This is a genomic window from Mesorhizobium sp. Root157, from assembly GCF_001427385.1.
Taxonomy (GTDB): Bacteria; Pseudomonadota; Alphaproteobacteria; order Rhizobiales; family Rhizobiaceae; genus Mesorhizobium.
In genome coordinates this window covers 1-22,827 of the sequence record NZ_LMGJ01000004.1, presented here as the reverse complement: position 1 = coordinate 22,827, position 22,827 = coordinate 1, and the positions used below count along the sequence as shown (strand labels likewise).

20 protein-coding genes, 1 tRNA gene and 1 pseudogene are annotated in these 22,827 nt (G+C 59.4%); 6 read left to right on the top strand and 16 right to left on the bottom strand.

The window, feature by feature from the left end:
* Positions 1–93: 93 nt before the first annotated feature.
* The 3 genes from ASD64_RS04980 to ASD64_RS04970 all read right to left on the bottom strand — a co-directional run bounded on the left by ASD64_RS04980 (position 94) and on the right by ASD64_RS04970 (position 6,184).
* The gene (locus ASD64_RS04980; RefSeq protein ID WP_056101671.1) at positions 94–1,335 is read right to left on the bottom strand and encodes an OmpP1/FadL family transporter; all 1,242 of its coding nucleotides are present in this window, start codon (positions 1,333–1,335) and stop codon (positions 94–96) included.
* Positions 1,336–1,693: 358 nt separating this feature from the next.
* The gene (locus tag ASD64_RS04975) at positions 1,694–4,600 is read right to left on the bottom strand and encodes a valine--tRNA ligase (protein ID WP_056101668.1); all 2,907 of its coding nucleotides are present in this window, start codon (positions 4,598–4,600) and stop codon (positions 1,694–1,696) included.
* Positions 4,601–4,663: 63 nt separating this feature from the next.
* Positions 4,664–6,184: a bifunctional ADP-dependent NAD(P)H-hydrate dehydratase/NAD(P)H-hydrate epimerase gene (locus tag ASD64_RS04970; protein ID WP_056101919.1), complete on the bottom strand. Its 1,521-nt coding sequence runs from the start codon at positions 6,182–6,184 to the stop codon at positions 4,664–4,666.
* 369 nt (positions 6,185–6,553) lie between these two features.
* Between ASD64_RS04970 and ASD64_RS04965 the strand changes: the two genes are divergently transcribed.
* From ASD64_RS04965 to ASD64_RS04955, 3 genes are all read left to right on the top strand, one after another.
* Positions 6,554–6,892, top strand: a complete 339-nt coding sequence (locus tag ASD64_RS04965; protein ID WP_056101665.1) for a P-II family nitrogen regulator — start codon at positions 6,554–6,556, stop codon at positions 6,890–6,892.
* Positions 6,893–6,941: 49 nt separating this feature from the next.
* Entirely contained in the window at positions 6,942–8,351 is a 1,410-nt protein-coding gene (glnA, locus tag ASD64_RS04960) for a type I glutamate--ammonia ligase (protein ID WP_056101662.1), read from the top strand.
* A 337-nt stretch (positions 8,352–8,688) separates the two neighbouring features.
* Positions 8,689–8,778, top strand: a tRNA-Ser gene (locus tag ASD64_RS04955).
* Positions 8,779–9,434: 656 nt separating this feature from the next.
* Here the strand turns inward: ASD64_RS04955 and ASD64_RS20905 are convergent.
* On the bottom strand, positions 9,435–9,599 hold the full coding sequence (locus tag ASD64_RS20905) for a hypothetical protein (protein WP_156460018.1): 165 nt from the start codon (positions 9,597–9,599) through the stop codon (positions 9,435–9,437).
* Positions 9,596–9,883, bottom strand: coding sequence for a hypothetical protein (locus ASD64_RS04945; RefSeq protein WP_156460017.1), 288 nt, complete (start codon positions 9,881–9,883; stop codon positions 9,596–9,598). Before ASD64_RS04945 ends, ASD64_RS20905 begins: the two co-directional genes overlap by 4 nt.
* 498 nt (positions 9,884–10,381) lie before the next feature.
* Between ASD64_RS04945 and ASD64_RS20900 the strand changes: the two genes are divergently transcribed.
* Both ASD64_RS20900 and ASD64_RS04930 read left to right on the top strand, forming a co-directional pair.
* Positions 10,382–10,618: a hypothetical protein gene (locus tag ASD64_RS20900; protein WP_156460016.1), complete on the top strand. Its 237-nt coding sequence runs from the start codon at positions 10,382–10,384 to the stop codon at positions 10,616–10,618.
* A 52-nt stretch (positions 10,619–10,670) separates the two neighbouring features.
* Positions 10,671–11,321 (top strand): exonuclease domain-containing protein, encoded by a 651-nt coding sequence (locus ASD64_RS04930; protein WP_056101915.1) that lies wholly within the window; start codon positions 10,671–10,673, stop codon positions 11,319–11,321.
* A gap of 129 nt (positions 11,322–11,450) precedes the next feature.
* Here the strand turns inward: ASD64_RS04930 and ASD64_RS04925 are convergent, their stop codons facing one another.
* Positions 11,451–11,915: a hypothetical protein gene (locus ASD64_RS04925; RefSeq protein WP_056101647.1), complete on the bottom strand. Its 465-nt coding sequence runs from the start codon at positions 11,913–11,915 to the stop codon at positions 11,451–11,453.
* On the opposite strand from ASD64_RS04925, the gene ASD64_RS04915 reads away from it, so the two are divergent.
* Positions 11,914–13,049, top strand: a protein-coding gene (locus ASD64_RS04915) for an IS3 family transposase (RefSeq protein ID WP_413813576.1) whose coding sequence is annotated in 2 segments (ribosomal slippage) — positions 11,914–12,184 and positions 12,184–13,049 — 1,137 coding nt in all. Because the reading frame shifts where the segments join, the coding sequence is not laid out codon by codon here. The two genes, ASD64_RS04925 and ASD64_RS04915, sit on opposite strands and share 2 nt — an antisense overlap.
* Before the next feature lie 58 nt (positions 13,050–13,107).
* Here the strand turns inward: ASD64_RS04915 and ASD64_RS21950 are convergent.
* The 10 genes and pseudogenes from ASD64_RS21950 to ASD64_RS04870 form a co-directional block, all read right to left on the bottom strand.
* A complete protein-coding gene (locus tag ASD64_RS21950; protein WP_413813578.1) occupies positions 13,108–14,118 on the bottom strand; it encodes an AAA family ATPase in 1,011 nt (336 codons plus the stop codon).
* 795 nt (positions 14,119–14,913) lie between these two features.
* Positions 14,914–15,065, bottom strand: a 152-nt coding sequence (locus tag ASD64_RS21575) for a DNA-primase RepB domain-containing protein (RefSeq protein WP_413813577.1), incomplete at its 3' end; no start/stop codon positions are given.
* 157 nt (positions 15,066–15,222) lie between these two features.
* Positions 15,223–15,543 (bottom strand): annotated as a pseudogene (locus tag ASD64_RS21470) (hypothetical protein); the annotation flags it as partial.
* Positions 15,524–15,778: a hypothetical protein gene (locus ASD64_RS04895; protein ID WP_056101621.1), complete on the bottom strand. Its 255-nt coding sequence runs from the start codon at positions 15,776–15,778 to the stop codon at positions 15,524–15,526. The pseudogene ASD64_RS21470 and the gene ASD64_RS04895, both read right to left, overlap by 20 nt.
* 61 nt (positions 15,779–15,839) lie before the next feature.
* On the bottom strand, positions 15,840–17,057 hold the full coding sequence (locus tag ASD64_RS04890; RefSeq protein WP_056101620.1) for a DNA N-6-adenine-methyltransferase: 1,218 nt from the start codon (positions 17,055–17,057) through the stop codon (positions 15,840–15,842).
* The gene (locus tag ASD64_RS20450; RefSeq protein ID WP_082549858.1) at positions 17,054–17,263 is read right to left on the bottom strand and encodes a helix-turn-helix transcriptional regulator; all 210 of its coding nucleotides are present in this window, start codon (positions 17,261–17,263) and stop codon (positions 17,054–17,056) included. Before ASD64_RS20450 ends, ASD64_RS04890 begins: the two co-directional genes overlap by 4 nt.
* 214 nt (positions 17,264–17,477) lie before the next feature.
* On the bottom strand, positions 17,478–18,644 hold the full coding sequence (locus tag ASD64_RS04885; RefSeq protein ID WP_244480712.1) for a tyrosine-type recombinase/integrase: 1,167 nt from the start codon (positions 18,642–18,644) through the stop codon (positions 17,478–17,480).
* 511 nt (positions 18,645–19,155) lie between these two features.
* Positions 19,156–21,111, bottom strand: coding sequence for an ATP-binding protein (locus ASD64_RS04880; protein ID WP_056101613.1), 1,956 nt, complete (start codon positions 21,109–21,111; stop codon positions 19,156–19,158).
* 245 nt (positions 21,112–21,356) lie between these two features.
* Entirely contained in the window at positions 21,357–21,746 is a 390-nt protein-coding gene (locus tag ASD64_RS04875; protein WP_056101610.1) for a hypothetical protein, read from the bottom strand.
* Positions 21,743–22,789: a recombinase family protein gene (locus ASD64_RS04870; RefSeq protein ID WP_156460013.1), complete on the bottom strand. Its 1,047-nt coding sequence runs from the start codon at positions 22,787–22,789 to the stop codon at positions 21,743–21,745. The genes ASD64_RS04875 and ASD64_RS04870 overlap by 4 nt, the downstream gene beginning before the upstream one ends.
* Positions 22,790–22,827 lie beyond the last annotated feature (38 nt).

Sequence of the window (22,827 nt, the reverse complement as noted above, 5' to 3'; positions counted from 1 at the left end):
GGCACTCGTCATTGGCAAAACTGGCTTGCAGGCATCTCTTCCAGACCAAAAAAGCCGGGCAGTACCCGGCCTTTTTTATTCAAGTTCAACAGTTTAGAACTTGACCTTTAAAGACGTCGAAAGTGCCGTGACAAGGTCGTTGTCGAAGTCGTAGCTGACATCGCTACCAGCCACGTAACCGTCCTTTCCGACAACCACGCCGGAATGGCCACTCGTCAGCACGCCGATCGCGCCGCCCACCCGCCACTCGATGTTCTCGGTCGGAGTATAGGAAAGGCCGCCGCCAAAGGCCCAAGTATCGGTCTGGGTGCCGAAGCCCTGCGAGGTGCCGCGATCCCAGGATATCTGGGCTGCACCACTCCATTGGTCGTTGAACTTGTGGCCTACGCCAGCGGTGATCGTCCAGCCGTCCCGGTACATCAGGTCAAGCGATGTGATTCGACCTAGGCCGGTCGGCGTGCAGAGCGCACTTGGTGTACCGACGGGGCAGATAGCGATGCTCTGCAGTTGGCTCCAATCCACCCACTTGATCGAACCGAAAGCCAGCCAGCCGGGCGCAATGCCGGACTGGAGCTTCAGTTCAACCGAATCCGGCATCGCTGCTTCGGCACCATAGATCGGAATGACGCCAGAACCGACATTAGTCAGGTCGAGCGCTCCGGAAATGTTGTCGAGCTTAACCTGCGAGTTGTAGACTAGACTCGCGCGCAGCGCGATGTCCGGGATTTCATAGGCAACGCCGGCGCGCCAACCCCAGCCGCTGCCTTCCAGATCGACACGGCCGGTGCCACCAAAGGCAGGCACCAGTGGCGAAACCAAGCGCTCCTTGAAACCGGAAAGCTCCTGATAGAATACGCCGCCGATGAAACGCATCTGCCCCTTGCCCATGTCCATCTTGTAGGAGCAGGTGCCGGCATAGTTGTTGCTAGTAATTTTGGTCTCGATGTTGTTGTTTGCACCGGCCCAAAGGCCTGGGTTGGAGTGCGCGCCCCATGGCTGCGAATAATCTGCCATGCAGTCGACACTCTGACCGACAGAGGCCTTGAAGCCGACGCGAGGTACGATATAGCTCGTGGTATCGCTGACATCGTTGGAAGGCAGGTTGAACGGCGCGGCGCCGAGGTTTCCATCGACCGCATTGGTATCGTTGACGTTCTTTAGTTTTCGCTGCGGCATGACATAGGTGGCGGAGACATCGCCAGTCACCTGCGCGGGGTCAAACAGCAGATCGATGTTGTAACCCCCGCGCTCCAAGCCGCCGGCATGCACCATGCTGACCGTTGCAAGCGAAAGTGCGGTTGCTCCCAGAAGCGTTTTGGCGCGCATCTTGTTCATGATTCTGTCTCCCCGAAATCACTCGAGTATTAGCTAGAACCAATTCAAGTTAACGGTGCAATAACGATCTTTGGGGCGTACAAGTACGGTTTCGGCGACCGCAACCTACAGTGTGCCGTCGCTCACATAGTGCGTCGAAAAAACGGCTGATCTCGCCGCTGAGGCAGCGAAATTCCGAGCAAAACTGCCTCAGCAAGCGAGAAAACTCGAAATTCGGGCCGTTTTGGCCGTCATTGTCACATTAAGGCAACAATGAGGCCAAAACTTCCGTTTACGTCAATTTGACGTTGCGGCATGCCTTTGGGGAAAGCGGCACCAGCGTCGGAAATACAGTGAAGTCGGAGCGAATCCCGTCCCGTCAGCCTGCATCGCGAACCCGCTCCAAAGCCACCGACAAACGCTGCTGCGTTTCCTTATAGTCCGAAAGTTTTTCGCGCTCGGCCGCGACCACGTCATCCGGCGCATTGGCGACGAACTTTTCGTTCGACAGCTTCTTGGCGAGACGGGCGATCTCTTCCGTGACCTTGGCCAATTCCTTCTGCAGGCGCGCCGCCTCCGCCTTGAGGTCGATGAGGCTGCCCAGCGGTAGGCAGACGGTGGCTTCGTTGAGCACGATCTGCGCCGCACCCTTCGGAGCGGCGCCCTCGACCGAAACCTCGCCGATGCGCGCCAACCGCTTGATGGCCGTGTCGTGGCGCTCAAGCCGCTCGCGGGTGCCGGCGTTGGCGCCGACCACGACGAGAGGCGCGATCGCCGCCGGCGGCACGTTCATTTCCGACCGCACCGAACGGATGCCCGAAACGAGATCGACCAGCCAGTTGATGTCGGCGGCGGCTTCGGCGTCCTCGAAATCCGGCGACGGCCATGCAGCGTGGCACAGAAGCGACGGGCGCTCCTGCCCCTCGCCTGCCGTCTCGGCCCACAGTTCCTCGGTCATGAACGGCATCATCGGGTGAAGCAGCTTGTAGATCTCGTCCAGCACGAAGGCGAAGCAGGCGCGGCTTTCGGCCTTGGCGGCTTCGTCATCGCCCATGAAGACAGGCTTCAGAAGTTCGACATACCAGTCGCAAACGAGGTTCCAGACAAAGCGGTAGGCAGTGCTTGCCGCATCGTTGAAGCGATAGGACGTGATGCCGTTGGTGATCTCGCGGGCCGCACGGGTCAGTTCGGTCAAAACCCAGCGGTTGACGGCAAGCTTGGCGTCGCCCAGCCAGAACTCGTCATTGCGCGCCACACCGTTCATCTCGGCAAAGCGGGTGGCGTTCCAAAGCTTGGTGCCGAAATTGCGATAACCGGCGATGCGGGCCGGATCGAGCTTTACGTCGCGGCCCTGCGCAGCCATCACCGAGAGGGTGAAGCGCAGAGCGTCGGCACCGTACTCGTCGATCAGTTCGAGCGGGTCGATGACGTTGCCCTTCGACTTCGACATCTTCTGTCCGTTCTTGTCGCGCACCAGCGCATGCACATAGACGGTGTGGAACGGCTCCTCGTCCATGAAGTGCAGACCCATCATCATCATGCGGGCGACCCAGAAGAAGATGATGTCGAAGCCGGTCACCAGCACATCTGTCTGGTAATAGGTTTTCAGTTCCGGCGTCTTGTCCGGCCAGCCGAGTGTCGAAAACGGCCACAGCGCCGACGAAAACCAGGTGTCGAGAACGTCCTCGTCACGAGTGAGGATTTCGCCCGGCTTGAAGTTCTCCAGCTTTTCCTCGACCCAGGCCTTCCATGGCCCTTCATGGGCCAGGTAATGCTGGACGGCGGCTTCAAGTGCCGCCTCCTCGGACTTTTCAACAAAAATATGCCCATCCGGACCATACCAGGCCGGAATCTGGTGACCCCACCAGAGCTGGCGGGAGATCGTCCAAGGCTGGATGTTCTCCATCCACTCGAAATAGGTCTTTTCCCAATTCTTCGGCACGAAGTTGGTACGGCCTTCGCGTACTGAGGCGATGGCCGGCTGGGCAAGCGTTGCCGCGTCAGCGAACCATTGGTCGGTCAGCATCGGCTCGATCACGACGCCGGAACGATCGCCGAAAGGCTGCATGATCTTCTTGTTCTCGACGAGGGCCACATCGTTACCTTCGGCATCCTTGACCGTGACAGCCAGCCCTTCGGCGCTGATGGACGCCACGATAAGCTTGCGGGCTTCATAGCGGTCGAGCCCGCGATATTCTTCCGGGACGAGATTGATCTCGTCCACGTCCGCCTCGCTCGGCAACTCGCCTGTACGGGCGATTCCCACGGCCCGCGCGGCGCAAACGGCGTAAGGTTCGCCGTCGGTGCGCATCGTCGCCGTACCATCCATAAGACGATAGAGCGGAATGCCGTTGCGGCGAGCAACCTGATAGTCGTTGAAATCATGCGCGCCGGTTATCTTGACGGCGCCCGACCCGAAGGCCGCATCGGGGTACTCGTCCGTGATGATCGGAATCAGCCGCCGATGCTCCTTTGGCCCAACGGGAATCTCGCACAGCTTGCCGACGATCGGCGCGTAGCGCTCGTCGGAGGGATGAACCGCGACCGCGCCGTCGCCAAGCATGGTTTCGGGACGGGTGGTGGCTATGGAGATGTAGTTTCTCTCCTCCTGGAAAGTGACTTTGCCGTCCTCATCCTTTTCCACGTAGGTATAGGTTTCGCCGTCGGCCAAGGGATACTTGAAGTGCCACATATGGCCTTCAACCTCGCGGCTCTCCACCTCGAGATCGGAAATGGCCGTCTCGAACTTCGGGTCCCAGTTGACCAGCCGCTTGCCGCGATAGATCAGGCCTTGCTTGTAGAGTGTGACGAAGACCTCGAGAACGGCTCTGGACAGGCCCTCGTCCATAGTGAAGCGCTCGCGCGACCAATCGCAGGAGGCGCCGAGCCGCTTCAACTGGTTGAAGATGGCGCCGCCGGATTCGGCCTTCCACTCCCACACCTTCTCGATGAAGGCTTCACGGCCAATGCCGTGACGGCGAATGTTCTTTTCCGCCAGCTTGCGCTCGACCACCATTTGCGTGGCGATGCCGGCATGATCCATGCCCGGCTGCCACAAGACGTTCTTGCCGCGCATGCGCTCAAAGCGCACCAGAATGTCCTGAAGCGTGTTGTTGAGCGCGTGGCCCATATGCAGGGAGCCGGTGACGTTCGGCGGCGGGATGACGATGGTAAAGGCTTCCGCACCTTCCTCGGCGCCCGCACCGGCACGGAAGGCATCCGCCTCTTCCCAGATTTTGGCGATTTTCGGCTCGACGGCTTTGGCGTCGTAGGTTTTTTCAAGCATAGGAAGGGGTGTCCGCGCTGTCGGGATTTTGCGGTCACGGTAAATCGGAAGGGGGTTCGCGAGTCAACCGCGACCCGCGGTCACGAGTTCCTGCAACAGCGGGACGAGCGCTTGCGGCAGGTCTTCCGCGATCAGGCCCGGTCCAAAGCGACTGCCGGCCTCGGCATGCATCCAGACCGCCGCGCAGGACGCCTCGAAGGCCGGCACGCCTTGAGCGATCAGGCCGGCGATGAGACCCGCAAGCACATCGCCGGAGCCTGCGGTCGCCAACCACGGTGTGCCATTGGCGTTGATCGCCGCGCGGCCATCGGGCGCCGCAATGACCGTATCGGCGCCCTTGTAGACGACGACGCCATGCGAGCGCGCCGCCGCGTTGCGGGCCTTGTCGAGCTTCGACAGCGATTGATCCGCCGCAAGTCCGGAAAACAGCCGGGCGAATTCGCCTTCATGCGGGGTCAGCACAAGTGCCGCGGCATCGCGGGCTCCAGCGGCGATGAACAGGGAGGCTGGCGCATCGCGAAACGAGGTGATGCCGTCGGCGTCCAGCACCAGCGCTTCGACACCTTCGGCGCGGCCCTTGCCGTCCCCCAGAATCGCCAACGCAAGCTCACGGGTTTTTTCTCCGATGCCAAAGCCTGGGCCAAGGACGAAAGCGGCTGGACGCCTCTCCTCGATGAAGGCCTGCAATCCTTCAGCATCGTCCAGCTTGCGCAGCATGATGGAGGTGAGATGGGCAGCGTTGACCATCAGCGCGTTGGCCGGCGACAGTACCGTGACCGCCCCTGCCCCGCTGCGGGCCGCAGCAAGTGCCGACAGGCGCGCCGCACCGGTCGAGGTCGGGCCGCCGGAAAAGACGCCGACATGGCCGCGCTCATACTTGTGGGCATCGACGGCAGGCGACGGCAGCATACCGCGCCAAAGCGCCGGCGTATTCTCGAAGGTGTTGGCTCGCACCGCGTCAACGACCGCATCATTGATACCGATATCGGCGACAATGACCTCGCCGCACAATTGCCGTCCCGGCAGCAGGAGATGCCCCGGCTTCCTGCGTGCGAAGGTGACCGTCACCTCGGCCCGGAAGGCGCTGCCCATCATCCGCCCGCTTTCCCCCGACACACCGGAAGGCAGGTCGACTGCAATAACCGGAAGATTGAGGCGGGTCACTTTGCCTATGGCGCGTTCGGCATCACCTTCGATTGGCTTCGACAAACCGGCCCCATAGAGCGCGTCGACCACGATAGAACCCAGCCCCGGCGCGAAATCGGCTAACGGCAAGGCGGCAAGCGGACAATCCGCGGCAGCCATGGCCGCATCGCTGCCGCCCCGCGGCGTGCCCGACGCCCATAGCGAGACGGCAACGCCGCTTTCGCCCAGCAAGCGCGCCGCGACATAGCCGTCGCCGCCATTGTTGCCCGGCCCTGCCAGCACATGAACCCTGGCGGCATAGGGATAGCACTCCAGCACGATGGCCGCGACAGCGGCGCCGGCATTGCGCATCAAGCCGATACCGTCGAACGGGCCGCCGGCGATCGCTGCCCTGTCAGCTTCGGCCATCTCGGAAGGAGAAAGAAGTTCGTTGCCCATCAGTTCGTCGTTCCGCTGTGCCGGCCTGCCCTGCAGCCGACAATTGGCCAGTTTTCGTTCCAGCGCAAATGCCGATGCAGCAAGCCTGGAAGCGCACATCGTTCGGGACGATGGGGCCGCAGGTTAGAGCGCTGCCCACGAAATGGCGCGCTTGCCTAATTTATGTGCAGACCATTTCGCCAAGGCCAGCTAAGCTTTCCTGCAGGCTGCCGCAGCGGGCGCGCAAAGCCGGCCGAATCGGCCGTTTTGCGTCTTACAACGACGAAATTCGGCAGCTGCGCAACGTCCACTCCAACTGGCACGGATCATGCTTGAGGTGGCGCGAGCGGATCATAACCCGTGAATTTGGCAGTGGAGGCCTCAGTTGGCATGAAAAAGATCGAAGCGATCATCAAACCGTTCAAGCTCGACGAAGTGAAGGAAGCGCTTCAGGAAGCAGGGCTGCAAGGCATAACCGTTATCGAAGCCAAGGGCTTTGGGCGACAGAAGGGCCATACCGAGCTTTATCGCGGCGCCGAATACGTGGTGGATTTCCTGCCCAAGGTGAAGATCGAACTGGTGCTGGGCGACGATTCCGTCGAAGCGGCTGTCGATGCCATCCGCAATGCCGCCCAGACCGGCCGCATCGGCGACGGCAAGATCTTCGTGTCCAACATCGAAGAGGTCGTGCGCATCCGCACCGGCGAGACCGGCATCGACGCAATCTGATTTCGCAACTCCCAAGACAGCACCAACGTCACCACACAGGAAACATGACATGACGACAGCCGCCGATATCTTGAAGCAGATCCAGGACAACGACGTGAAGTTCGTCGACCTGCGCTTTACCGACCCCAAGGGCAAGCTACAGCACGTGACGATGGACGTGGCGGAAGTCGAGGAAGACATGTTCGCCGACGGTGTCATGTTCGATGGCTCGTCGATCGCCGGCTGGAAGGCCATCAACGAGTCCGACATGGTGCTGATGCCCGATCCGGAGACGGTTCACATGGACCCGTTCTTCGCCCAGTCCACCATGGTCATCCTGTGCGACATCCTCGATCCGGTTTCGGGCGAGGCCTACAACCGCGACCCACGCGGCATCGCCAAGAAGGCGGAAGCCTATATGAAGGCCGAAGGCATCGGCGACACCATCTATGTCGGCCCGGAAGCCGAGTTCTTCGTGTTCGACGACGTCAAGTACAAGGCCGACCCCTACAATACCGGTTTCAAGCTCGATTCGACCGAACTGCCGTCCAACGACGACACCGACTACGAAACCGGAAACCTTGGCCACCGGCCCCGCGTCAAGGGCGGTTATTTCCCGGTTCCACCGATCGATTCGTGCCAGGACATGCGCTCCGAAATGCTGACCGTGCTCACCGAAATGGGCGTGCGCGTGGAAAAGCACCACCACGAAGTGGCCGCGGCCCAGCACGAACTGGGCATCAAGTTCGATGCGCTGGTGCGCAACGCCGACAAGATGCTGCTCTACAAGTATGTCGTGCACCAGGTCGCCAACGCCTACGGCAAGACCGCAACCTTCATGCCCAAGCCGATCTTCGGCGACAATGGTTCGGGCATGCATGTGCATATGTCGATCTGGAAGGGCGGCAAGCCGACATTTGCCGGCAACGAATATGCCGGCCTGTCGGAAAGCTGCCTGTATTTCATCGGCGGCATCATCAAGCACGCCAGGGCCATCAACGCCTTCACCAATCCGCTCACCAACTCCTACAAGCGGCTGGTGCCCGGCTATGAGGCGCCGGTGCTTCTGGCGTATTCCGCGCGCAACCGCTCGGCTTCCTGCCGCATCCCGTTCGGCTCCTCGCCGAAGTCGAAGCGTCTCGAGGTCCGCTTCCCGGATCCGGGCGCCAATCCCTACCTCGCCTTCGCCGCGCTTTTGATGGCCGGCCTGGATGGCATCAAGAACAAGATTCATCCCGGCCAGCCGATGGACAAGGATCTCTACGACCTGCCGCCGAAGGAGCTGAAGAAAATCCCGACCGTATCGAGTTCGCTGCGCGAGGCGCTGCAGAACCTCGACAAGGACCGCGCCTTCCTCAAGGCCGGCGGCGTGTTCGACGACGACCAGATCGATAGCTATATCGAGCTGAAGATGGCCGAAGTGATGCGCTACGAAATGACCCCTCATCCGGTCGAATACGACATGTATTATTCGGTCTGATCCAAACAGTTCCTGCCCAGCAAGACCCCGGTGGCGACACCGGGGTCTTGTGCTTTTGGCCACGGATACGCGTTCGTTTCTAGCGTCACCGATCAATCGGACTGCGCGCGCGTCATTTCGCCAGCCGATCAATCGCCGCAACGCGGATTGTTTGTCGGTTATGGCTTGGCATTCGCCGCCGGATCGACTAGATGAGCCCCGCGCCCGTTGCTTTGTTCAACGCGCGCGACGGACGGATTGCCCGCTGGTTGAGGGCACCCAGGGTAAAGTCCAAAAGGGAAATGCGATCTCCCCCAACCAGTGCGTGGCAAAACCGGCCGCCGCAAATCGCATGGACGGAGAGGTGGCCGAGTGGTTGAAGGCGCACGCCTGGAAAGTGTGTATACGGGGAACCGTATCGCGGGTTCGAATCCCGCTCTCTCCGCCATTATCCTTGATTTCATTGACTTTTCTGACTTGTTTTGCAGGATGCCATAACCTGAAGAAAGCCCGCCGCCGTTTCCAGCAGCGGCTTGTGTCACACGCTTACACGCTAAGGCAGTTGCTCCTCCGGTACAAACCATGCTTCCACGCCCATATCTCCCGTGCAAAGCTCGAACCGGCGACTCATCTCGCGGATGACTTCACCGCCAAGCCGTCCGGTTCCGCGCCGCCATGCCCCGCTTTCCTTAGAGCAGACCTCACTCGGCGAACGGAACCCGCCCAGCGACGTCATAGCGTATGCAGTGCCCATAGACGCTAGTATGCTGCCGACAAGGATTCCCGCGACCAGTTCCTTAGTTACAATCTTCATTCCTTGCACCCCCGGCCGATCCTTCGACCAATACCATTCATCGTAAGCCCGCATAAGCATAGCACTATGCCCGGAAGCGCTGAAAAAACCCCTGCCGTTTCCGGCAAGGGTCGCTCCGTGTTGGTAAACTTGGAGCCCGCGGCGGGCCACGATCCCGCATCTTCCCTCCAATTACGCTTTCCGATTTAGAAGATCGGGGCGGTACGCGGGCAGTAGGCTCGCGCCCGATGGGTGGTGCGGCAGCGTCGCGAGCCAGCGGCGGATCAAGCCGCGTTGTGTGGGCGAACTCGTTACCGACCTTCGATGATGTCGGTATAAATCCGAACCGACTCGATCAGCAGTTCGCGCATCTTCCCCTCTGCATAAGGCAATCGCAGCAGGGCGACCTGGCGACGTATCTTGATAAAGGTGGTGTCGCGGAAGTCCTCGGCCTTCAAATAGGGGTGGATGGTCATAGCGCGCCGTCCCAGGCTCGGGTCACGCCGCCGCGCGTGCGGGTGTGGTACGGCGTCTTGCTGCTGCTCCGGCTTACCGATGTTAAGCCGCAGTCGTGATCGACAATCGACCACCATTGCCCGCCATGCATGGCAACTAAGGCATCCTGAAGTTCCTTCATGGCCCGTTCGATCCGCTCCTCCGGCGAGACGGCAGCAACGGCCGGCAACGTGGCGAGAGGCGACAAGCCGATGGCGGTTAGGATCGTGCGGCGCGTGGTCATGGTCGTGATGTTGTTAAGCATTTCGCGGGCTCCTCGTTGCGTTTCAGTCATCAACCGAATATGTTGATAGGACAGACGCAACGCCGCGTCAACAGAAAATGTTGATAGAATGACACCAGCACAATGCCGCGCCGCAAGAGCGCTTCTGGATTGGACCCAGCCAGCGCTCGCCGCTTCGGCTGGACTCGGCTTGTCCACGATTGTTGATTTCGAAAAGATGCGTCGGAAAACTATATCGCCAGATGCAGTCGCCGCCATCCGAGCCGCCCTCGAATCAGCCGGCGTCATTTTCATCGCTTCGAACGGCGACGGGCCTGGCGTGCGGCTGCGGGATCGATCGTGAACGGAAGCCCGCCCCTCATCCGTCTAGCCTACAGAGATGAAGACGGCGAACTCCAACTCATGGGAACGCATGAGATTTCTATATTCGGGTGCGTTCCGCAGCCGGGAGACGTTATCCGAGACACATTGGTGGAATGGTGTGAGCCCTACAGGGTTCGGCGACGCATATTTATCCCCATGACCGCTGAGCCAGATATTTGGTGGCTAATGGTCGATCGAATGGCTGATGACCGAGAGGTAGAGGATATCGTCACCTTCGATGCGGAAATGCGGGCTGAGTTTAAAGAGCTTGACGAAGAAATCCGACGCGAACAGTCAAAAGAATTCTCCGCCAGTCTTCGTAAATTGACACTTCAAAAATCAAAGCGACCATCCGCAAAGAAGTTGCTCAAGGAAGAATTCGGCGAGGATTGACTTCCCTCCCACCCAAGCGCGATGCTGACGGTGGGTCTTGGGATAAATGGGCATGGATGCTCCCGCAGTTCATACGCGCGCTAAGCGGATTATCGTCCTCGACACTGAAACCACTGGTGTTCAGCGATATGACCGCATTGTGACGCTTGGCGCCGTGCGGCTCGAAGGGAATGAGATCGGTCGAGCATTGCACCTAGTGTTCGATCCACGGCAAGACAGTCACCCGCAGGCATACGCTGTCCACGGCTGGTGCGATTGGACGACACGGTTTCAGGATCTGTTCGCCGATTGGGCACCACGCATTTTCGAGTGGCTTTCATGGGCAGATGAGATTGTCGCCCATAACGCAGCGTTCGACATGCATTACGTCCAACGAGAGTTGCGCAAGGCCGAGGTCGGTCAGCTATCTCAGCCCGCAATCTGTACGATGGAAATGTCGCGCACGAAATGGCGAGGGCAATCAGCCAAGCTTGATGATTGCCTCGGTCGCGTCGGTCTTCGTAGGGTGGGGCAGCAGCATGGCGCGCTGGAGGATGCCGTGCTTACGGCTGGCCTTCTCTTGAATATTACAGGCCAGAATTCCAGGCTGATAGAAATGCTGAAAACTGCGAAGCGATGGCCAGGACCGACGAATGTGAGGTTAGCGCCACCTAGGCCCGATGGCGCGTTGCCGCGAAGGGCACCTAAGCGGGCATTGCGCTGACCCCAAAGCTGGGGCAGTGCTTTGCTCCTTAATTTTGGGGAGCAAGCAGACAGGTGGTCGGAAAATGGGTCCGCAGCACAAGCCAAGTTTCGCCGCCCAGATTGCCGCAATAACAGGCGAGTGGCGTTGCTACTGCTGATTGCTCGGGGTGATGGCTTCCAAGCTCATCACCCGATACCCAAAGAGGGCGCTATTCACTTGCTCACGGCGGATACCCGCCTGCTCAAATTTAGCAGAAACTGCCGCATCTGCGGGAAATGCCCATACTGATCCGTCATAGACGGCGGCATCGAATACCTCGTTCGGCTTTGCAATTCCAAGCTTGGCAATAACGGCGCCAAGATCAATCGAGGATGCATCAATGTGAGTGCTAATTTTAGACATTGATTGATCTAGCACGTCGAAGCGCTTCATCACTGCGTCTTCCAGTCGTGAGATGGCGGCGTCTACACCATTTAGCCTTTCTGTATGTTCACCAAGCGTACCAGCCTGGCCTAGCATCTGAGTGAAGATAGCGGCGGCAATTTGAGGTGGTGCCGGTTTCTGAGACAAGGGCATAAGGTGGGTCGCCCGATGAAAAGGACGATCCAGCATGAAGACACGCAGACGGTTTACGGCCGAGTTCAAGGCCAAGGTTGCGCTTGAGGCGATCCGCGGGGAGCGGACGATCTCGGACCTGGCGACGAAGCATCAGCTTCACCCGAACCAGATCACGCAGTGGAAACGGCAGGCCATCGAGAATCTGGCCAAGGCGTTTGACGACAAGGCTGCGGATGCGCAGGTCGGCCGGGAAGCCGAGGTGACCAAGCTGCACGCGAAGATCGGCCAGCTTGTCGTCGAGCGGGATTTTTTGGCCAAGGCCTTCGATCGCTGAGCCTGGATCGGAGGAGAATGATGATTGATCCCGATCACAACCGGCTCTCGATCCGCCGCCAGTGCGAACTGATTTCGATCTCGCGGGCGTCGTTCTACCGACAGCCCGCCGGTGAGACGCCTGAGAACCTCGAACTGATGCGCGTCATCGACGAGGCTTTCATGGAAATGCCCTGGTATGGCTCAAGGCAGATGGCGCGGCACCTACGGCGTCAGGGCTGGTGCGTGGGCCGCAAACGGGTTCGTCGGCTGATGCGCAAGATCGGTCTGTCGGCGATCTATCAGGCGCCGAAGACCAGCGCGCCGCATCCGCAGCATCGTATCTATCCCTACCTGCTTCGGCACCTGGCGATTGAGCGGCCGGATCAGGTCTGGTGTGCCGACGTGACCTACATCCCGATGCGGCGTGGCTTCCTCTATCTCGTTGCCATCATGGACTGGTTCAGCCGCAAGGTGCTGGCCTGGCGGCTGTCGAACACGATGGATGTCGACTTCTGTGTCGCTGCTCTGGAAGAGGCGATCGCTCGGCACGGCAGGCCCGATATCTTTAACACGGATCAGGGAAGCCAGTTCACCAGCTTCGCCTTCACGACGACGCTGAAGGACGCCGGCATCCGCATTTCTATGGACGGGCGCGGCCGCTGGATGGACAACGTCTTCATCGAGCGGCTGTGGCGCAGCCTTAAATATGAGTGCGTCTTCCTCAGCGCATTCGAAACGGGAAGCGAAGCCCGCAGCGGCATCGGTTCCTGGATAGACTATTACAACCAGCGACGCCCACACTCGACCTTCGGCGGCAGGACGCCCGACGAAGTCTATGCTATGGCGGAAATGACGGAGCAGTTGGCGGCGTAGAAACAACCCCGATCCACCTTAGCCAAGCCGCCAAACTGTCTCAGCAGGCGGGTCCACCTCAGTCATCGCCGTACCGCCTTTTTGCCTTGGCCACAAAAGCCTCTATCGCCTCCGCACTGTGCCTGTCGGCGGCAGCCTCAGTGGCTGCTTCTTCGCCCGGTTTGGACAATTTCCATCCGTTGCGGGCGTAGGTGACGAGTTTGTCACGCTTCAGTTTGTCGGATGCGTACGAGACGCGCCGCTTGTCCGGCTCGCCATCCTTCATCCAGCCAAGACTCTCAGCCATGGACTTGAGCGACTGTTTGCCATCACGCCTGATTTCCAGAAGTACGAAATCCTCGTCCCTGCGGGCGGTTGCAGCGTTGGCCCGAGCGTCCGAGGACGTTAACGACCTCGCCATCACCGTGGGGATTTGCCTGCCCTTACTGTCGACAAGCTGCGGTGCCGACACCGTTGCGAGTTCGAACTGTATGGGGTCGAACTCGACGCCGCGGTGCTTTCCCTGCCAGTGCATCCGCGCGCCACCGGGTGCCTTGGCCAAGGTCAGATTGCCGTCCACCTCGTTCAGGAATGCGCCGCCGCCGCGCGGTAACAGGTTATCGGCCCCCGCATTCTTCACCGGGTGCGCGGCCGTGAATACGCAAGGCGCGCCGGGTAGTTCCGTCAGTGCGCGCATGTCGCGGGCGTGCTTGCCGTTCTGGACGTTGGAGTTTTCGTCGTCGCCCTGAAAGAACGCGGCGCTGGTGTCGATGATGATAAGGTCGACGCCGCCCATCGCCGCGGCCGCTTTCTTTATTTCGCCAATCGACTCCGGGATATTGTAGGTACCGGCGATAAAATGAACGTCGATATTTTCGGGGTCGAAGCCAAGCTCGGCCGCCATGGCGATCCACCGCATTTGGACGTCAACGGGGTTCTCGCCAGCGCTGTAGATGACCTTGCCTTTACGGACGTCGCGGTCACCCAGGCGCTTTCCCAAGGCGGTGCAATAGGCAATGAGCAGCAGTACGGCAGTCTTGCCGGCGCCCGTCATTCCCGTCAGCGAATAGAAGAAAGCGGCCTGCGCAATGCCGTCGATGNGCGGTGCAATAGGCAATGAGCAGCAGTACGGCAGTCTTGCCGGCGCCCGTCATTCCCGTCAGCGAATAGAAGAAAGCGGCCTGCGCAATGCCGTCGATGTGATAATCAGGCGGCACGAAGTCGCGCACGAAGTCACCGCTCGATTGCACACCTGGAAAGCGCTTCTTCTCAGGCTTCCGATTGTCATTTGCAGGTACAGGTGGTTCACGTTTCGGCTTCGGTGCGGTGAGTGCAGCGATGGCGCTAGTTGCGACGGGCGTTTGCTCTTGGCCGAATTTCCCCCACAGCCTCGCGAAGTCGGTGCGGGCTGCTTGTTCGGCAGGATAACGCCCGAGCCAATCACCGGTGGCTGACAGGAATAGCGCTGCAGCAACTTCCGCTGTGTGCCCATCGAATGCGAGTTGTTCGACTACACGGGCAGCATGTGACGACCGGTCGCCGACATTATCTGCGCCAAGCAACGCGGCAGCCTCCTGTGACACCTCGACACCGTCGACGTCTGGAAGGTCGCCCAAAACCACAGGTGGTGCATCTACCTTGCCAGCGAATTGCGACACGGAAACTGCGAATGCGGTAGAGTCGGTAAACGTGCCGTCCCAAGGCTCAGCTACTACAACGGTGACCGGTTCCGGTGATCTCCCGCGCGCCAACTTCGCCCCGTTGGGCCAGTTCATCGTACCTGGCACGCGCCAGACGTGCGTGATGTCAGCGGTACCGTGGTCGGACCCTGTGGCTGTCTTCAGGGACTTTGCGACGGCCTTGGCGACAGATGGAGCGAGCGGCNACGCGCCAGACGTGCGTGATGTCAGCGGTACCGTGGTCGGACCCTGTGGCTGTCTTCAGGGACTTTGCGACGGCCTTGGCGACAGATGGAGCGAGCGGTCGGTCAAAGAGCCAGAACGGTTGCCGATTACCTGGAGACGTTTCCAGCACCATGTTAGGCGGCATAGGATAACTGCCACCGTCCTTGCCGGTGTCCGCGTCCATGTCAGCAACAAGGCCGAGCACCGCGACAATGTCGGACTCGGTGCCGCGCTTGGCACGTGCCAGGTCGGGGCGCATGACCTGAAGGCCGACATATACATTGGCGCCNCACAAGGCCGAGCACCGCGACAATGTCGGACTCGGTGCCGCGCTTGGCACGTGCCAGGTCGGGGCGCATGACCTGAAGGCCGACATATACATTGGCGCCGGGCGTGTTGCCGTGCGCCTCGATAGCACCCACCATGCCGTCAACGTCCCCGATCGCATGGTGGGTGACTGTGCCGGGTACGTCCTTGGCACCTGTTACCGACGCGTGAAACACGGAGACGACAAGAACGCCGGTTACACCCTCGGCTAGCGAATGCAGCATCTCGACATGCGTGCGGACCGGGTCGACAAGTCCATCGGATTTAAGCTGCGGTGCGGTCATTGGCGCATAGCTCCATAAGTGCCGCGAGAGCGGCGTCGGTGATTTTGTCGACTAGCGGCTGGGAAAAGGTCACAACACGGACACCGCCAGCTTGCGGTGCGTAGACGCGATAGGTGCCGTCTTGTTTCCGGTGCAGGCGGGCGTTGAAAATCCGAACGTCGTCATCGAGCGCAACATTGAATGTCGCGACCGCGGACGCGCCCGGTGGGCACGGATTGAGGCTGAAGATGCGCACGGGCGTCTCCTCCTGTTCTGGTGGGGTGGCAGTCAGTGATGGCCGTTGATCGGCTCTTTTTCTAAGCAGCGTCGTCCTGTTCCCAATCCCGGCCCGTGGGCGTTCGGATGGGCGGGGCGAAGTCTCGAACGGCAGACGCTTGCCGCACCATGTTGACGACATTCCCCACCTCGGAAAACACTTCGGCAAACCGCTCCGGGTTAGGCCCGAAATAGGTGAATGCCTGCCCCATGGCAGGAGCGGCCTTCTCGCCTTCCGGGCTTTCAAAGCGAATACGCCCCGTTGTGAAGCAGATGGCGTCGGCGTTTTTGAACAGCATGTCGAACCAGGCCGTGTCGGTGCTGTTGTGCGTCAGGACGATGGCTTCTGTGCAGCAGCCTACCTGGTACTCGGCAATGGCCTTCACGATGAAGTGGACAATATCCGGCTGGCTGTAAGGCGGGTTCATCCAGACCTTGCCATGCCATTCTTTATCCAAGCCGTTGGTCTCTTGCGTGTAGTACGTCGCGGCTTTCACGGTCTTTTGCGCGTGGTCATTGCTGGCGGGGTCGACGTCGATTTGGCCCATTACCGTTCGCGCAAGCTCGACATAGCGTGCTGGAGTATACCATTCATTATTGCCGGTGAAGCTGGTGCGGTAGGTGGCTGGACCGGGGGCGTTCTGGTTCGCGGCGACAATAATCTCCGGCTCGGGATGTTCGGGAATGTCGACCTGCACTAGTTTGCCCGAATCGGTATCCACGACATAGTGTGACTGCCCTGCAGGCTTCCCTATGTTGCCGGTCTGCATGGTGGCGACTGTGCCATGCTTCGTGGTGTAGGTGCGCTCCGTCTGTGGTTCAGCAACAGTGACGGACTTCCGCAGGCGCGAGACGAAGCTGTTATCGACACCACAGCGTCTAGATATCTCCCGGTCACTCCACCCCGACCATTCGACGTCATCGAGCAGCATCATCACCGCACGGCGCTTGTCCTCATTCGTGCGGCGCAAGCCATGGCTGGCATTGGCGCCAACAGAATAAAGGACGGCATCGCGGCGTGTGCCCTGCCGGACGTCAGCCTCAATATTCACCAGCTTTCTTGCCATATGGGCGTGGACACGATGGAAGCCATCGGCAAGCCAGTAGTGCTCGCCGTCATGGTAGACTATGACGGGCGGGAATGTGGCGTCGTCCTGAAGAGCATCGCGGTAATCGTTGATGGTATCCTGATCGAGTGAGGCGCGGGTTTGCGTGCCGCCCGTAAGGTTGATTTTCGCAATGGGCAGAAGGTTGCTCATGCCGCTGCCCTCGCCGCGATGCGTTGGTCCACCCAGGAAATAACTTCTTGGCGGACATAGGCGGTGCGCCGCAAAGTCAATTGAACGGGTTTGGGGAACTCTCCCGCGTCCGCCAACATTGAAAGCAGTGTGCGGGAAAGGCTGGTTATCGCTGCCGCTTCTTTTGGACTCATAAGCGGTGGCAGGTTGTCGTTATCTGGTGACATGAATGCTCCTCTCGACGCCGGACGGAATCCAGACGCGGTTCAACTCGATTGAAAAATGTGGGTTGGGTTACGTGACGCTTTGCGCCGCTGCCTTCGGGGCAACTACCCGGCGGGAGAACCCGCAGCATGTAGACTCACTGGGTGCTTGGCACCACGTCCCCCAAAGGGAGCGACTCGGAATCTGATGTCAATAAGGAAAACACGACTAGTGTTTTCACTTTGCACTGGCGCAGTATTTACACCAATCGTCCATCAATTCGCGCCGCTTCTCCAGCGCGTCCGACCGACGATAGGCCGCCTCCGTCTTGTCTTTCAGAATGTGCGCCAGCGCGGTTTCGATCGTTTCGCGGGAATGGCTGGACATATCGCCAGCCCAGTCTCGGAAGCTCGACCGGAGTCCATGCAGCGTAGAATCGTCACCAGACGCCAGCCTCAGAGCCTTCACCATGGCCGTGTCGCTGATCGGCCTTCCCTCCACGCCGCCCTCAAAAACCAAAACGCCCGTAGCCCGCTGATGCTGTGCGCGCAGGATCGTCACGGCACGCTCGCACAACGGCACGCGGTGTTCGCGGCCAGCTTTCATTCTCTCTGGCGGCACCGTCCAGATATTCTCGTCAAAAGATATTTCCGACCACGTAGCGCTGCGCACCTCATTCGACCGCCCGGCTGTCAGGCAGGCAAACTCGACCGCACGCGCAGAGACACCCACCGAAGCCCGCAGGCGCTTGATGGCGGCTGGAAGGCTCTTGTAATCCAGTGCAGCGTGATGGCCCCGCGTAAGCTTCTGGCGGGCAGGCAATAGCTCCTTCAAGCCGCCTCGCCAGTCTGCAGGATTATCGCCGACGTACAGCCCGCGCGCCTTGGCGTGATCCATCACCGCGGCAATCCGCTGCCGTGTCCGGTCGGCCGTTTCGGGTATCTTGCTCCAAATAGGTTTCAACGTCTCGACGATCATGTCGCGGGTGATATCGGCTATCGGCTTTTTGTGGAGCGGCTTGGCGTAGACGTCGAGTGTCATGCGCCATTGCGCCCGATGCTTCTCGTTCCTGAAGCTGGCCTGCTTGACATCGAGCACGTCGTCCATCACGTCCGCGAAAGTCTTGCAGGTGGAAAGCTCATCGCCCCGCGCAAGGCGCTCGCGGATTGCGTCAGCCTTCTCTCGTGCCAACACCAGCGAAACCGGCGCGGTGCCCTGCCCATGCCCACCCAGGCCGATCTCTGTACGCTCCCCTGCGCGCTTGTATATAAAGACGAACTGTCGACTGCCTCCGGTGCGGACGCGAAGATATAGGCCATCGCCGTCCGAATGGATGCCGACCGGAAGGGTTCGAATCCGCGTTTCCGACAGTTTGTTGCGAGCCATCCCGATTCCCCTTGCCATAACCGACCTAGTGAAAATAGGGAAAATACGACCAAAAGCAAGTTATGGCGTCAACAATATCAATATGTTACGCGGACAGGCGGGCGCTCTCTCCGCCACTATCAAATTGCAAACTCCCTACATGCTGCTCGGAGAGGCGAAATTCCTTTTGGTTTCAAAGGGGGGTTAGCGGTCCCGACCGAACCTCCGAGACTACCTAAATCGCAATTGTCAGTCTCTGAATGGCTTTCGTCTCAAACCGAGCGAACCTCCTCTGAATTGGTTCGGTCAACAAAAACGACATAACTTCAATGCGTTATGGATTTCGCGCTGCGCCGCAGTTTGGGCGGGTACTTCCACCAACCATGCCGAACAGAGACACCAGAGGTAGGCGTTGCTAAGCGGAATGGAGCGCAGTGCAACGGGGGTAAGTTCGCATTGCCAGCTCCATTGGTCCTTAAAGGGTGGAAAGCGGCGAGGCGTTTTTTCGCCAACTACCCTTTCCAACGCTGGGCTCGTGACCTTCATTCGACTAGACGCGCGCAATCCGCTCATCAAGCCACTGCAATGCCCTTCGATGCATTGCAATGTCACTGGGCTCAAGCTGCTTAGCGTGCGCGTCAGGTCGATCGTTCACAATCTCCGCATTTCGGTTAAAGACGCTTTTGTCGCCGAAAACACGTTCGAAGAGGAGCCAATGTTTGCTGATGATCGTGACGAGCTCAAGCCAGTATAATCTTTCAGCAATCAGATCCAGATTGAACGGCTCGAGCTCAGCACGCCGCTTCTCGCCGACTGCGGCGAGTAGTGTCGCTTTAGCAGTTGCGCTGCCCTTCGAAGAGAGGGCGGAAACACGAAGAAAGTTGATCACGATGGACCGTAGAGAACGCTCCATCATGTTTCGGCGGTAGGATATTGCCGCAAGCTCCTCAGCCCATTCACTGATGAGAGGCCGCGCTTCGCCCTCCGGCTGAGCAGGCAATTCATTGATCACTGGCTGCTCTTCCGCGATCATCACGAGTGCCATACGCATCATAGTGCCCGAAATTGCGCCATTAGCCGCAGCGATGCCGTAGCGTGTCAGCGTGCGTTGCAGGCTGGGTGGTAGTGCGCGTCCTTCATCGAGTAGTGACAGAGCAGGACCTCTGAGCTCTGGATAAACCCGGAATAGGTGCTGAAGTGCTACCTTTGCCAGGGCTGCACCTTCGTCCCTGCCATAGTCCTCCAGCATCGTTGAGACTGTCGCAACCGACAGCGTGATTGGCCGTGCAGCGATCTCGATCTTTCCGTGCAACGAGGAACACGTTTTGCGAATCCAGAAAGGCATGTCCGAGCAGAACGAGGAGATCGCCTCTAGTGCATCTTCATCAAACTGCAGCCCGGCCATCGCTCCGATACTCTTGATCATCGCGTTCGCTGCTCCACGAGGAAGGGGACTTAGGTATTCCTCCGGAATGAAGGCGAGTGCAGCGTTTTCGATGCCATCGATGGATTCAACCGAAAACCAGCGGCTTGAAACGCCGCTCACCAGCAACGATACTTTTCGGTCCGCGCGCGCAGCCGCGTGGTAGGCGGCGCGAACATTGCGCCAGAACTCAACGAAGCCGTGACGCCATTGCACGGCACTTCCATTGCTAGGAGTGATGTAGTCGATCTCGTCGAACGCCAGAATGACAGGAACATTGAACTGCTCCAGCACCGCTTGAAAACGGTTAGTCGCCTCCGCCGTAGTGCCTGTAAAAGGCGTGGCATTAACCTCGGCGTAGCTTTGCCCGGTCTCCCGCATGCCGCGTAAGGACTGCTCAACGGAATAGAGAAGCCCCGCAGCATCGAGATTGAAAACGTCGTCGCGCTGGCAGTCGATGAACAGCGTGGCGGCATCGTAGCTATTCTTTATTTCGGCAAGCACCCGATGGAGTATAGAGGTCTTGCCTATCTTGCGGATACCGAAACAGGAGCGGATGTGCCCGAGCTGCAGTTTTCGGGCCAATTCTTGGGCCTCGGTACGCCGCCCAAAAAACTGTGCGTCACTGGCCACGGGTCCGGTGACGTCGAAAGGATCTTGTGTGAAGAACTCATAGGAGAGCAGCCGCTCCAACTCTTGGCCGCGCGGCAAAATGCCTGTGGAAGTGTAAATTGGAATAATGGCGAGCCCGTTTTCGCGCCCCCAACGCTTCAGCTTGGTATTTCCGCGTCCATCTTGGTGAACGATTACACATAGCGTTGACTCAAGTCTCCCATCCGACTCATTGATGATGCGACGGGCAAATCGTACCGACCTCGCCTGCTGGTCGGCGTAGACATTCCCCAAGATCAAGATCTCTCGCTCGATTCCGAGGATATTTTGAACGCGTTTCGATCCGCGACCAAAGAGAACAAAATATTCGCCTGTTTCGAATTGGCGTATGGTCTCGGTGGTAATGACGAAGAGCTGCGACAGCGCCGATTGGGTTTCGGCTGACAGCTTCTCGAGTTCATATTTCGCCATTTCAGTTTTTCCCCTGGCCCTAAGCACTGCCAACGTAGACGGGTGGCGGGGAAAAAGACAAGAACCTACGGCAGTTCTCCTTAACTCGTGGCGTAAACGACATGCGTAGCTCGCCACTTGAAGGTAGCTTCGGGATTAGGTGCGCCGGCGCATGGACGTCTGCTCTATGTACGTGGCTTGCCGATGAGCTTCACTGAGCGAAAGAAGAAAATGGACGAAGTCTGCCCTACGGCAAACGGCGTTTTTCAGGATGCACCGAACACCGCGTCAAGCTGCTCGGCCCATGGCAACTCGGCGACCGCGACCAAATCATTGAGCGACAACGCTGGCGGAATGCGATGGATCAGCAATTTCTCCAGCACGTCCGGGGCGAGATAAGCCAACCGCATCATGCGGCTGACGAAGCGATCGGTAATCTTTTCCACGTCCGCGATATCCTGAAGGGTGGATACCTCGCCGCGCTCCAGTTTACGCCGCCAGTTCCATGCGCGGGCGATAGCACGCAGCACATGTGGGTCCTGCATTCTCTGCTCCACGGGATCCATGTCGGCCGGCGGCAGGATCTTCGGGCGGCCGTTCTTCGTGCGAATGGTCAGAGGGATGACCACGCGGATGGTGTTGGTGTCGCTCGTCATTCGGCAGCCTCCATAACCTGCGGTGCCATCATTCCTCGGACCAGCGATTTGATCCCATCATGACGCAGGTCGATGGCCAATCCTGCAGTGCCCACCGTGACGCGGGCTACCAGAAGCTGGACAATGCGCGCCTGCTCAGCAGGAAACAGCGATGCCCAGAGCGCGTCGAATTCGCCGAGCGCGGCAATGACGGACTTTCCGTCAATGTCCGGCATATCGGATTTCAGCGCAGTGATCGCCCGCGCCCGGACCTCGGGCGTGGCGATCATGCGGCGGATTTCGCCGACGACCGCATCTTCGACCATGCCGGCGGGCAAGCGCTGCGGTCCTGCGGCATCCGTGACGCGGTTTCGGATCAGGTCCATCGAGGTGTAGTAACGGTAGAGCTTGCTCCCCTTCTTCGTGGCCGTCGGCGTCATCGCCGTGCCGGTCTCAGTAAAGATCAGCCCTTTCAGCATCGCAGGTGTCTGGGAGCGCGTATTGCTGGCGCGCAACCGCGGGCTTGTCTGTAAGATGGCGTGCACCTTGTCCCACAGCGCACGGTCAATGATCGCCTCGTGCTCGCCGGGATAGCTGGTGCCCTTGTGCACCGCCTCGCCAATATAAACTCGGTTGTTGATGAGTTTGTAGAGAAAGCCCTTGTCGACCAACCGGCCACGGCGGGTGCGTACTTCTTTGGCCGCGAGTGCTTTGGCCAACACGGTGGCTGATCCAATGGTGACAAACCGCTCAAAGATCATGCGCACGATCGCCGCCTCCGATTCTTCAATGAGCAATTTCCGATTCTCGACGCGATAGCCGAGCGGCACAAAGCCACCCATCCACATGCCCTTCTTTCGGGAGGCAGCGAACTTATCTCGGATGCGCTCGCCAATCACCTCGCGCTCGAACTGGGCGAAGGACAACAGGATGTTGAGCGTCAGCCGGCCCATCGACGTGGTAGTGTTGAAGGACTGGGTGATGGACACGAAAGTGACGTTGTGTTGGTTTCCACGCGGAACTGAGCCGGTTTTTCCACCGAGAAGTGAGCCACCTCTGAGTATGGTTTTCTGATCAGGGTTTGGTCAAGGGATTGGCCTTT

What these genes read in the sequence shown, in the direction of transcription:
- ASD64_RS04885 (WP_244480712.1), bottom strand. Translation starts at nt 18,644, where the DNA reads ATGGCAAGGGGAATCGGGATGGCTCGCAACAAACTGTCGGAAACGCGG.
- ASD64_RS20905 (WP_156460018.1), bottom strand. Translation starts at nt 9,599, where the DNA reads ATGACCATCCACCCCTATTTGAAGGCCGAGGACTTCCGCGACACCACC.
- ASD64_RS04875 (WP_056101610.1), bottom strand. Translation starts at nt 21,746, where the DNA reads ATGACGAGCGACACCAACACCATCCGCGTGGTCATCCCTCTGACCATT.
- ASD64_RS04945 (WP_156460017.1), bottom strand. Translation starts at nt 9,883, where the DNA reads ATGCTTAACAACATCACGACCATGACCACGCGCCGCACGATCCTAACC.
- ASD64_RS04930 (WP_056101915.1), top strand. Translation starts at nt 10,671, where the DNA reads ATGGATGCTCCCGCAGTTCATACGCGCGCTAAGCGGATTATCGTCCTC.
- ASD64_RS04970 (WP_056101919.1), bottom strand. Translation starts at nt 6,184, where the DNA reads ATGGGCAACGAACTTCTTTCTCCTTCCGAGATGGCCGAAGCTGACAGG.
- ASD64_RS04975 (WP_056101668.1), bottom strand. Translation starts at nt 4,600, where the DNA reads ATGCTTGAAAAAACCTACGACGCCAAAGCCGTCGAGCCGAAAATCGCC.
- ASD64_RS20450 (WP_082549858.1), bottom strand. Translation starts at nt 17,263, where the DNA reads ATGTCACCAGATAACGACAACCTGCCACCGCTTATGAGTCCAAAAGAA.
- ASD64_RS04880 (WP_056101613.1), bottom strand. Translation starts at nt 21,111, where the DNA reads ATGGCGAAATATGAACTCGAGAAGCTGTCAGCCGAAACCCAATCGGCG.
- ASD64_RS20900 (WP_156460016.1), top strand. Translation starts at nt 10,382, where the DNA reads ATGACCGCTGAGCCAGATATTTGGTGGCTAATGGTCGATCGAATGGCT.
- ASD64_RS04980 (WP_056101671.1), bottom strand. Translation starts at nt 1,335, where the DNA reads ATGAACAAGATGCGCGCCAAAACGCTTCTGGGAGCAACCGCACTTTCG.
- ASD64_RS04965 (WP_056101665.1), top strand. Translation starts at nt 6,554, where the DNA reads ATGAAAAAGATCGAAGCGATCATCAAACCGTTCAAGCTCGACGAAGTG.
- glnA (WP_056101662.1), top strand. Translation starts at nt 6,942, where the DNA reads ATGACGACAGCCGCCGATATCTTGAAGCAGATCCAGGACAACGACGTG.
- ASD64_RS04925 (WP_056101647.1), bottom strand. Translation starts at nt 11,915, where the DNA reads ATGCTGGATCGTCCTTTTCATCGGGCGACCCACCTTATGCCCTTGTCT.
- ASD64_RS04890 (WP_056101620.1), bottom strand. Translation starts at nt 17,057, where the DNA reads ATGAGCAACCTTCTGCCCATTGCGAAAATCAACCTTACGGGCGGCACG.